Below are 12954 nucleotides of genomic sequence, written 5' to 3' on the forward strand. Positions count from 1 at the left end.
GTGACCTTTCGGGCACACCACGCGACTTTGCAGGAAACTTCTAGAAATTGAAGGGCCAGAGACTCGCTATACAATAGAATTCGAGTAAGAATTTACACGGGGCACGTGTAGTCCCGGAAGGACTCGCCAGGGATGGGAACTACCGAGAATTCTCGGCAAGTTGGTGGGGCGGCGGCGCATGGGGAGGATTTCCACGTGCGCGCCGGCTATCGCAGTTCACGAATTGCAAGGTATCTGTGGAAGACGACGGCGCTTACGACATTGGCGATCGGCCTTTCCGGCATGGCCGCCCATGGCGACCCGAACGGGCTGTGGCAGCCGCAGATCCGCGCCATCATCGGCGCCGACAACAATGGCGGCAACGCCGCGCTCGAAGGCTTCATCCCGCTCAAGCAGACGGCCGAATCAGTGCTGTTCCTGGATGTCCGGGCCAAGCATGATTTCAAGGACAGTTTCGGCCAGGATGTCGGCCTCGGCATTCGCCGCATCGTCAACCCTGACCTGATGATCGGCGGCTACGCCTATCTCAACGTCGAGAACTATAACTCCCACCAGTTCACATCAGCCACGCTGGGCGCCGAGGCCATCACGCCGCATTTCGACGCGCATGTGAACGTCTATCTGCCAATCAAGGGCGACCACACCGATCACTCGTCGAGTTCGACGCTGTCAATGGTCGGCAACCAGCTGTTGGAGCAGATTTCGGTCTTCGACCATCGCGACTACGCGGCATGGGGTATCGAAGGCGAGATCGGCGCGCAGGTGCCGGTCAACCTACCCGACAAGCATTCGCTGCGGCTGGACATCGGCGGCTATCGTTTCGAGGATCCGCACGACAACGACCACAGCGTCACCGGCGCCAAGGCGGGGTTCGAATACACGATCGGCGATGTCTTCGGCAGCGGCACCGAACTGGTGCTCGCCGGCGAGGTCCGCAACGACAATCGCGACGACACCCAGTTCGCCGGCAGTGTGCGGCTGAACATCCCGTTCAATCCAGGCCACGGTTCGGACAATGCCGACGACGGGGCCGACAGCGGGGCCGACAGCGGGCCGGAGCCGGTCTATCCGGTCAGTGAGGGGCTGCGCAAACGCGTCAACGAGCGGGTGCGCGGCGATATCGGCGTCAGGATCCAGTCGCAGGAACTGAACGGCGGATCGACGACGCGCGTCGCCATCAACGCCGCCTCCAATGCGGCCTTCGGAAAATTCTACTTTGCCGATGGCGGCTTGGCGGGCGCAGGCACCCAAGCCGATCCGACAACATTGGACGATGCCGTCACCAAGGCCGGCGGCGGCGGGTTTGTGGTAGCGCTCGGCGGCAACGGCAATTTGACAACCGACGGTGTGACGCTCGCCGATGGCCAGACCGTCATCGGCGGCGGCGAAAGCGTCACCGCCAAGCTTTTTGGCGGCGGCACCAGCACCTTCAACCTGGGCGGCAGCGACGGCACGATCCAGGGCACCAACGTCGCCAACCCGGTCATAACGCTGGGCAATGGCAACACGCTCAACGGCATCACCATCACCGGCGGCGGCGATGGCATCCTGGGCGACAACATCACCGGCGCGACGGTGACCAATGTCACGGTCACTGGCGCGGGCGGCAACGGCGCCGACTTCACGGGCAGCTCGACCGGCATCACCGGTTCCAATTTCACCGCGACCGGCAACGGCCTCGACGGCCTGCACATCGAAGGCGACGGCACCTACAATTTTACCGGCACGACATTGCTGCAGGGCAATCTCGACGACGGCCTCGATATCACCGGCAAGGGCACCTACACCTTCGCCATCATCAACGCGCAGGACAATGCCGACCGCGGCATAACCGCTCAGGGCAGCGGCGGCACGTTCACCACCACTGGCGGTGCCATCTCGGGCAATGGCGGGATCGGCGTCTTCATCGACCCGATCACCGCGCATGTGGTGCTGGATTCGATCGACCAGAACGGCGGCACGTCGGGTGTCGTGCTCGAGAATGTTTCGGGCAGCTTCACCGTCAATGGCAAGACGACGATCTCGAACACGGCCGGACCGGCGATCGCCATCTCGGATTCGCCGGCGGCGATCCGCTTCGGCGACGTCGCCATCTCGGCACCCGGCGGCGACGGCATGTCGTTTGCCGGTGCCAATGCGGCGGTGGTCGCCGGCAACATCGTCATTTCCGGCCTGGGAGTCGGCCAAGCCGGCCTCGACTTCTCCGGATCCAAGACCAATTTCACCGCGCAGTCGCTCAACATCACCGGCCCCGGCGCGGTCGGGTCGATCGGCATCGACCTTGCGTCGCCGAGTGCGGGCGGGGCGACGATCATCATCACCAATGGCGGCTCGATCGCCGGTGTCGACACCGGCGTGCGCTTCGGCATATCGGGGTCGCTGGCCAATTCGGCCAATGCCGAGTTCACCTTCGGCGGCGGCTCCATCGCCGGTATCACCGCTTCGCTCGACGCGCGCGGCCTGAACCAGACGCTCGGCCACTATGCGTTCGGCTCGACCACGTTCAGCGGCGCACAGCTGTTCGATCAGCAGAACGTCATCTTCGTAGGCGCCTCGGCGACCGGCACGGGCACCGGCTCCTCGCTGTTGGACCTGGCCTCGATCGCGACCGCCGACGCCAACACCGACGCCAACGCGATCTTCGTGCTGGTCAATCGCGGCACGGCCATCGACGACACGAACGGCTTCTCGCTCGGCGCCGGTCAGACGCTTGCCTCGTTCGGCAACGGGCGGACCTTCTCGCTCGGCGGCATCCCGGTCAATGTGACCGGCGACAATGTCACCCATACCGGCGCCATCTCGGATGCCGGCGGCGCGGCGACGCTGACCAATTCCGGTGCCGGCGATGTCGTGACGCTGGCCGACAACAGCTCGCTGCTGGACTTCAACGTCTCCGGCGGCAGCGCCAATGGCATCTACGGCAGCGGCGTCAGCAATGTCACAATTTCAGGCGTGTCCGTTTCGGGGGCTGGTCTAAACGGCGTGGTGTTCGACGGCACCAACGGCGTCACTGCTGCCAATTTGAGCTCAAGCGGCAACACCGATGCGGGCCTGTCGATCCAGGGCGACGGCACATATGCATTCAACGGCACGACGATGCTGTCGGACAACGGCGACAACGGTCTGTTCATCGTCGGCGACGGGACATACGCATTCCAGACGCTGAACGCGTCCGGCAATTCCGGCTTCGACGTCAACGTCCTCTCCACCACCGGCACATTCAGCACCACCGACGGCACGATCTCCGGCAATGGCGCGGCCGGCGTCGTCTTGCTCGGCGGCAATATCGACGTGACGCTGACCAGCTTGACGCAGGACGGCGGCGGGTTCGGTGCGATGTTTGCAGGCGTGTCGGGAAATCTCGCCGTTTCCGGCGCAACGACTGTCAGCAACACCATCCTCGGCGGCATCGGGATCTTCGACAGCACCGCCGATTTCACGTTCGGAGCCGTCGACATCTCGGACATCACCGCCCCGGGCGGCGTCGGCATCTTCGTCCAGAATTCCGGTGGCGCGGTCGCTTTCGGCGGGCCGGTGACCCTGACCCATATCGACAGCGAGGGCATCCTCGCCACCGGCAACGCCGGCGCGATCACCTTCAGCGGCCCGGTCAGCATGACCGATCCCGGAGACGGTATCTGGCTGGAAGACAACACCGGCGCCGTTTCGTTCGGCGGCGCGGTCACCATCGACCAGCCGCTCGGAAACGGCATCGACGTCGTCGGCAGCAACGGCACTATCAGCTTCGGCGACATCGATATCACCGGCCTGTGCAACTGCTCCACCGCGCTCGACATGTCGGGCAGCACCTCGACCTTCACCGCCGCCACGCTTGACGTTTCCGGCACCTCCGGCGGCACCTCGCTTGGCATCGACCTGTCCGGCACCAATGGCGGCTCGGTGACCATCGGCAGCGGCGTCATCTCCGGCGTCGACACCGGCGTCCAGCTGGGCACCAACGGCTTGGCCGGAACCACCGCCAACACGGCGTTTTCGTTCGGCGCCGGGCCTGGCACCAGCTCCATATCAGGCACGACGGCGTCGCTCGACATGCGCGGCCTGTCGCCGGGCAGCGGCACCTATGCCTTCAACACCACGGCGTTGAACGGCCCGCAGCTGTTCGACATCGCCAATGTCATCTACGTCGGCGCCGCCAACACGGGCCTCGGCGATGGCTCCAGCGTCAACGACCTGATCAACGCCACCACGGCCGACGCGCTGGCGGCCCCGGCCAACACCATCTTCGTTCTGGTCAACAACGGGGCCGGAAACATCGACACCGATGCCGACGGCTTTACGCTGGCCGACGGCCAATCGATCGTGTCCTTTGCCAATGGCGCTTCCGTCAGCCTTGGCTCGCCGCCCGCCAATGTCACCGGTAAGAATGTCATCAGCGGCACGCAGGTGCAGGACGACCCCTTCGGCAATGGCGGTGCGACGCTCAACAATGCGGCCGGCAAGACCATCGACCTGGCCAACGGCAACGTCGTCGAGAACCTCACCGTCAGCAGCTCCGGCTTTGCCATCTACGGATTGGGCGCTAACGGCGCAACGATCAACGGCGTGACGGTCAGCAGTGCCGGGATAGGTCTTTTCCTCAATAGCGTGACGGGCACGGTCTCCGTCGACGATCTTGACATCCAGAACGCAAGCCAAACCGGCATCGCGCTAGCCAATTCGAGCGCGACGGTCAATTTCACCGGCAGCACGACGATCGCCAATGCCGCCAATGTCGGGCTGTTCGCCAATGATTTCGACGGCACGGCCACCTTCGACGACCTCGACATCAGTGGCGGCGGCGGGGGCGTCGCTATCTGGACCGGCTCGAGCGGCACGCTGACTTTCGGGGCCGCGAGTTCCATCACCAACACGGGCGATGTAGCCTTCAACATCAACGTCGCGACGCCCAACGTCACCTATAACGGTACGATCAACCAGGCGACGGCGGCCAACGCAGTCAAGATCTCTGGCCTGACCGGCGGCAGCGCCACTTTCGCCGGCAAGATCACCGCGAGCACCGGTGCGGCCAACGCGATCGACTTGAGCGGCAATGGCAGCGCAATCAATTTTACCGGCGGGCTCGACCTCACTACCGCCGGCGGCGATGGCATAAACATCAGCAACAATGCCGGCCCGGTGACGTTCTCGGGCGTGACCACCGTGACGCTGGGCGCGTCCGCCAACACGGCCGGCATCAAATTCAGCGGCACCAATGCCAACGTCCTGTTCGGCCCCACGACCATCAACAATGTCGGCACCAACCAGACCGGCATCGACTTCAGCGGATCGTCCACGACCGCCGGTTTCGGCCTGACCACGATCACCGGCACCGGCGACTTGACCTCACGCGGTATCGACCTGTCGTCGACGATGGGCAATAAGACTATCACCTTCCTGCAAGGTTCCAAGATCGACAATGTCGGCATCGGCGTCGACCTGTCGTCGGGCCTCAGCACCGCGACCACTGCCAACGCCACCTTCACCTTCGGCGACGGCGATTCGACCGACGGGCTGGAATCCTTCATCATCGCGGCATCCGGCGGCTACACCGTCAACACTGTCGGGCTCGATCCGACGAAGGGCAGCTATGATTTCGACGACGTGTCCTTCACCGGCAGCGCCAATCTGGCCACGGCGCCCGGTTCGGTCACCCTGGTTTCGCAATCGGGCGGCTTCATCGCGGCCGGCACGACGGGCAATCTCAGCACGGGCGTCAACTCCATCTCGCTCGCCGCAGCCGATGCGCTGACCGGCGCGCAGAACTTCGTCTTCGTCGGCACGATCGATCTCGGCGCCACCGCCTTCACGCTCGACTCAGGACAGACCATTGCCGGCTTCGGCAATAGCAGCGTCGTTTCGACCGGCACGATCCAGCCGGCCAATGTCCAGGGTAATCTCGGCGCCACCGGGGGCAATATCACCGGCGACGAGGCCGTGGTCAGCGGCACGGCCAATCTCATGGAGCTGCTCGGCGACAATGCCGTGCGTAACACCGCCTTCGACTTCAGCGGCGCCACCGGCGCTGCCTTCCTCATCGACCAGGGCGCGGTCGGCTTCAGCAATGCCAGCGGCATCACCATCGAAGGCGTGACGATCAGCAATGTCTCGGTGGGCCAGAGGGCCGTCCAGGTTGCCGGCCTTGATGGCAATCTGTCGGTCATCAACAACAACATCAACGTCGCCGGTACCCTGCTCGACGTGAATGGCGGCACCGGCACCATCTCGGTCTCGCGCGGCTTCCTGCCCAACGCCGGACCGGCAGGCACGCTGACCGGCGGCGGCATCAATATCGCCAACCGCACCGGCGGTTCGGTGACTTTCACCGACCAGGTCACCATCAATGGCGGCGGCGTGGCGATTTCGAGCGGTAGCGGGGCGGCGGCGGTCAATTTCGACGGCGGCCTCGCCATCGCGGCATCGACCGCCACCGGCCTCAGCCTTGCCGGGCTGAACAGCCTGACCGTTGCCGATGCCGGCACGACGACGATCGACGGGACCGGCCAGACGGCATTGTCGCTGCAGGGCACACTCGGCGCTGGCGGTGTCCATTTCGACAGTGTCACTTCGACCAACGCGGGCACACAGGGCGTGCTGGTCAGCGGCGCCAGCGGCGGCGCGGTCGATCTCGACGCGGTCAACGTGACAACTTCCAACGGCGCCGGCATCGAAATCCTCAACTCGGCCGGCACCTACATGTTCGGCAACACGACGATCGACAATTCCCAGTCGTTCGGCCGCGGCGTCAACATCGAGAACGCAACCGGCGTCACGTCAGCCACCTTCGACGGCACACTGGCGATCACCACCGGCACCGGCACCGGTTTGCGTGCCGTCGGTGGCGCCACGCCCGCCAATACGAGCCTGAGCTTCACGGGTGGCGGCATAAAGACCATCACCGCGCAGGCCGGCGAGGCCGTCGACATCACTTCGGCAAACGTCAACGGCACCTTGACCTCGACCAGCGCCTCCTTCGGCGCCGGCCACGGCATCAATCTGCAGAATCTGACCGGCACGCTGAACCTTGGTGCCGGCACGCTGAACAACTTGGGCGCCGGCGCCGCCTTCAATGTCGGTTCGGGCACCGATCTCAGCGGCGGCAACGCTGATATCTCCTACGCCGGCACCATCGTCAGCGCCGGATTGGGTGCAGCCGTCTCGATCCAGGAACTGACCGGCGGCTCGGTAACGCTCTCGGGCAATCTGACCGATACGAACGCTGCCGGCGGCGGCAATATCGTCGTGGCCAACATCAACAACGGCACCGCGGCAAATGTCGCCTTCTCCGGCCTCAGCAAGCAGATCAACTCCGACACGACCGACGCCGTTGACCTGGCTGGCAATTCGAACGGCACTGTCGACTTCACCGGCGGCCTGGCTATCGGCACCACCAGCGGCTACGGCTTCAGCGCCAGCGGTGGCGGCACCGTCAGTGTGAGCGGCACGGGCAACGTGCTGGGGACGACCAGCGGCACCGCATTGAATCTCAACGGCGTGACAGTCGGGTCCGCGGGGCTGAGCTTCTCCTCGGTGTCCACCACCGCCGCGGCAATCGGCATTTTGCTGACCAACGTCTCATCGTCCGGCGGCGGCGCCGTCGCTCTCGGCACGGCCAACCTGAACGGCATCACCCTGGCCGGCGTGGATGTCACCGGCACGCTCGGCGCGGCGCTAAGCTTCGACAGCCTGAACATCGGATTGAGCGGCCCGTTGGCCGTTGGTTTTGACCTCAACAGCTCGATCATCAACGCACCGATCACAGCCGATGATTTCGACGTCGGCGCGGCGGCAGCCGGCAACACAATCGGCATCGACCTGCGCGGCGCCACGGGTGGCCAGATCGTGCGCCTCGGCGACGCCGTTGTCGGCGGCGCCAGCTCGAGCATCTCCGGCGTCAACACCGGCGTGTACCTGAACAGCGCCACCAACCTTGCCTTCACCTATGGCGACGGCGAATCGGCGATCGACCAGAGTTCGACCATCGGCGCCACTGTCGGCATCGACGCCTCCAGCGCGCCGACGCTGGGCACCTATAACTTCCAGGATGTCAACTTTGCCGCCAGCCCCGGCCTCGGCTTCGGCGTCGGCAAGATCTATTTCGTCGGCGCCAGCGCGACCGGCGACGGAACCGGCCGCGATCAGAACAATCTTGCGACGCTTTCCACGGCGGAAGCGGCGGCGGTAACGAGCGATGTCCTGGTGCTGGTCAACGACGGCGGGACCATCACCGCGGCCGGCAGCAATGCGAACGACACGCTGGTGCTGGCCACCGGCGAGCAGGTGCGCGGCTTTGGCAATGGCAACATCAATCTGGCGATGACGGTGCCATCCACCATCCAGCTTGCCAACAACAACATCTCGATCGTCGACGCCACGGCCGATGGCGCCGCCACGCTGACGACGAGTGCCGGCAGCAATGCCATCACGCTCGGCGCCAGCGGCAACTTCATCGACGGCTTCACCCTCGACGGCAGCCCCGCAGGCGCGGCGCGGGGCATCAAGGACAATGGCGGCGGCGCTTCCGGCAACATCATCAGCCACATGACGATCCGGAACTTCGCCACCGCCGGCGTCGAGATCACGCCGTCGACCAGCACGGCGATCGACCATGTGACATTCGCCGGCAACGCCACCGACGTCATCGTCAACGCGCTCAACACCACCATCACCAATGTCAGCAGCACCGGCGCTACCGGGATCGCCTTCGATATCCGCAACACGACCGGCACCACGACGCTGGCCAACCTCAACGTCACCACGGCGTCGACCGGCACCGGCATCGTCTTCGGCGGGGGGACCGGCCCGCAAGGCACGATCACCGGCGCCAATGTCGATGTCACGGGCGGCGCCGGCGGCGGCATCAAGGTTACCGGCGGCAACGCTGCCATCGCGTTCGATGCGGCGAGCTTCGTTGCCAGCACGTCGGGTGGCACGGCGGTCACCATCGCGAACCGCAGTGGCGGCAGCTTCGCCTTTGCCGGCGCGGTCGTGGCGAATGGCGCGGCGAGCGGCATCAGCGTTTCCGGCGCGACGGCCGCCAACACGGTCAGCTTCACCGGCGGCGTTGATTTCGGCAGCAGCTTGGTGCTGACCGGCACCGCCGTTTCGATCGACAACAATGCCACCGCCTCTACGGTCAGCTTCTCCAACCTCGCCATCGCCACCAACGGCACGACCGGCTTCAGCGCCAGCAATGGTGGCACAGTCAACGTCACCACCGGAACCGTGAGTTCCACTGCTGCAGAGGCCGTCGCGGTGAACGGTGTTGCTGCCGGGGTCACGTTCACTTCGACCAATTCGAGCGGCGGCGTCAATAATGTCAACCTGACCAACGTGACCGGCACCGTCGCCCTCGGCTCGGGCACGCTGACAGGCGCGACGGGCACATCGTTCGATGTCAGCGGCGGCAGCGCCACCGTCACCTATGCCGGCACCATCACCCAGGCCACCGCCGGCCAGCGCATGATCGCCATCGCCAACACGACCGGCGGCGCGGTCAATTTCACCACAGCGGTGGCGAACGGCCTCAACAACTCGGCCACTACCGGCACCGGCATCCTGATCGACGGTGCGGCGGGTAACGTCACCGTCAACAATGCGAGCCTGACCGGAGCGCGCGGCATCACCATCCTCGGTGACGCTTTGAACAACGCGACCGGCACCTTCACCTTCAACAATGTCGCCATCCAGACCGCGGTCGGGGCGACGAACCACGCCTTCGTTATCGATGGCGATCAAGGCCTGCCGCCCAACAACGACGTCAGCGCCGTCGTCAACCTGAACAATGTCGACATCACCAACCCTGGCGGCAATGTCGTCAACATCCAAGGCATGAATAGCGGTTCGGTCACTTTCGACGCTGCCAGCACGATCACCCGGACCGACAATGGCCTGGGCATCCTCGCCACCAGCAATGGGGCTGGCACGATCACTTTCGGCGGTGCGACAAAGACGCTGACCACAGGCGGCAACAATGCTGTCAGTCTGACCAACAATGGCGGAACGGCGATCAACTTCACCAATGGCGGGCTGGCGATCAACACCACCAACGGCACCGGCTTCAACGCCGTTAGTGGCGGTACGGTCTCCGTGACGGGCGCCGGCAATTCCATCACCACGACGAGCGGCGTCGCCATAAACCTCGACACCGTCGTCGTCGCCGGCGGCGGCGTGAATTTCGCCACGACCAACAAGACGCTGGCCCTCGGCACCAATGCCGTCATCCTGGATACCGTCACCGGCGGGGCGATCGACCTGGGTACCGGCGCGCTACTCGGCGGCGGCGCGACAGGCATCAACGGCGCCGTAATCCGTATCGGCGATGGTCTCGGCACCGCCAACAGCGGCGGCACGGCGGGCTTCACCTATGCTGGCACCATCACCAGCGGTTCGGGCGAGGGGGTCGACATCCAGGACCGCGCGGCGGGCGCGCAGGACATCACCCTGTCTGGCAGCATCGCGCACAACGTGGCCGCCCAGACCGGTATCCTGCTGGACGACAACGCCGCCGGCACCATCACCTTCTCGGGTACGTCGAAGTCGATCAGTTCGACGACGGTCGCAGGCGTCAGTCTGACCGACAACACCGGCGCGACGATCGACTTTGCCGGCGGTGGGTTGGCCATCACCACAACCAGCGGCGCTGGCTTCAACGCCACGGGTGGCGGCACGGTGGCGGTGCAGGGCACCGGCAACACGATCACGTCCACAACGGGCACGGCGCTCAACGTCGCCAACACGACGATCGGCGCGAGCGGGCTGACCTTCCGGAGCATTTCGGCCAACGGTGCCGTCAACGGCGTCGTGCTCAACAACACGGGCTCGGGTGGATTGACGGTGACCGGCGATGGCGCCACGTCAGGCGGCCTGCTCGTGCTAAACGGCACCGGCGGCACAATCCTGAACACCACCGGTGACGGCGTGGTGCTGACCAATGCATTCAACGTCAATCTGCACCAGATGAACATCGCCAATGCCGGCCTAGATGGTGTGCAGAGCATTGGTGGCGGCAACATCAAACTGTCCGCCGTTAACATCACCAGCCCGGGCGCATCCAATCCGGCATCCGATGGATCGAGCGGCAATCCGGCAGGCTTTGGCGGCGGCAATGGCTGGTTCGCCCAGAACATCACCGGCACCAACGCCTTCGATAACAACTCAAAGGTTTCCGGCTGGCAGTCGTCGCAATCGAACGGCGTGCTGCTCTACAACACCAACACGAATTTCACCTCGTTCACTGTCGACCATGCACTGTTCACCACTTCGGCTACGGGCGCGGACGGCTTCCTTGCCAACCTGTTCGGGACGACTTCAGGCACGGTGAACGTGACCAGCAGCGAATTCACGCTGATCGATCAGGACGCTGTGCAGATCAGCAACCAGGGGTCCGGCATCGTCAACGCTATCGTGCAGAAGAACAATTTCCACGATGCTGACAACACCGGCGGCGACGGCAATAACACCCTCTATCTCAGCAATTCCGCCAACGGCATTCTCAATTTCACAATTGGCGGGCCGACCGTTGCGGACGGCAACACCTTCCACAACCTGGCAAGATTGACGACCTTGGCCGGCGTCGTTCAGGTTGACGCCGCCGGTGGCGATGCCTCAACCCCGGATGGTGGGCAGATCAACGGCTCTATCCGCAACAACACCATCAACAACGACGCCGGCTTCGTTAATGGCCGCCGCGCCATCGACGTCCAAGTCGAGGCGGACTCGCACGATCTCGGAAAGATCGCCGTTGCGATATCCGATAACACCATCAACAACGTCTCCAAGCAAGCCGTCCACGTTTCCATTGTCTCGGTTGGCGGCGGCAGCGTGACCGATGCCAATTGGACAATCCAGAACAATCATCTCGGCGACACCTCGCCGGTGGGCACGGAGGGCAATACCGACAGCAGCTCGGCCATCGAGTTCGAAACGAATTTCGACTCATTTACGAGTGGCGCCGACATGGTCAATAATTTGCTGATTCAGGGCAATATTGCCGTAAACAACGACAGTGCCGCTACAGGCGGTACTCTGGACATAACCAACATTGGTGGGACGGCGGCGTCCGGAACGACTGCCGTTCTGAATGCCACGATTCTCAACAACGTATTTGTTAACAACAGCGCGACCGGTCACGTTCTCGATGTGGTGAACAGCAGCGCCGGGGACGGCGAGACGCTTAACTTCAACATATCGGGCAACAACACCACACTGGGCGGAGCGGCGCTCGGCGAAATCCGGCTTAGGCAGTTGAACGGAACGTTCAACATTCAAGGCGGCATCGCCGCGGTAAGTACCAACAACAACGGTGATACGGTCACAACAGGCGGCTCGTTCGGAACTATCGGTTCGGTCGCGCTGCCGACTCTGCCGACCGGCGGTTTCTGAGAGACGGCTCGCGTCACATCACAGTGTCGTCTGCCGAATAGTGGTTTCAGGCAAGGCAAGGGGGGCAGCATGGCTGAACCGTTTTTATCGGAAATCCGTATGATGTCTTTCGTGTTCGCACCCAAGGGGTGGGCGTTGTGCAATGGTCAGCTTTTGCCCATCAACCAGAACCAGGCGCTGTTCTCGCTGCTTGGCACCACCTTTGGTGGTGACGGTCGCGTGAATTTCGCCTTGCCGGACTTGCGGGCGCGCATGCCGATGCATGTCGGCAGCGGCCACACGCTGGGCGAACGGGGCGGTGAGCCGAGCCATACGCTCTCGGTAGCGGAACTGCCCCAGCACACGCACATGGTCAATGCCAACAGCAATCCCGGAGGGGTCGCCAATCCGAATGGAGCGATACTCGCCAAGGCGCCCGCCAATACCTATGGCATAGCCACCCAACTCATCGCCATGGCGCCGGCTGCCGTCTCCAACATCGGCGGGACTCAACCGCACACCAACATGCAACCTTACCTGACGCTGAGTTTCTGCATCGCCCTGCAGGGCATTTTCCCCTCGCCGAATTGACGG

The 12954-nt window shown here is 64.0% G+C and carries 2 protein-coding genes; both read left to right on the forward strand.

Annotation, left to right across the window (positions count from 1 at the left end):
• Positions 1–132 precede the first annotated feature (132 nt).
• Positions 133–12381, forward strand: coding sequence for an inverse autotransporter beta domain-containing protein (locus tag NKJ90_RS20560; RefSeq protein ID WP_352486669.1), 12249 nt, complete (start codon positions 133–135; stop codon positions 12379–12381).
• A 69-nt stretch (positions 12382–12450) separates the two neighbouring features.
• The gene (locus NKJ90_RS20565; protein ID WP_031260933.1) at positions 12451–12951 is read left to right on the forward strand and encodes a phage tail protein; all 501 of its coding nucleotides are present in this window, start codon (positions 12451–12453) and stop codon (positions 12949–12951) included.
• Positions 12952–12954 lie beyond the last annotated feature (3 nt).

Source organism: Mesorhizobium sp. M0051 (assembly GCF_040323235.1).
Classification (GTDB): Bacteria; Pseudomonadota; Alphaproteobacteria; order Rhizobiales; family Rhizobiaceae; genus Mesorhizobium.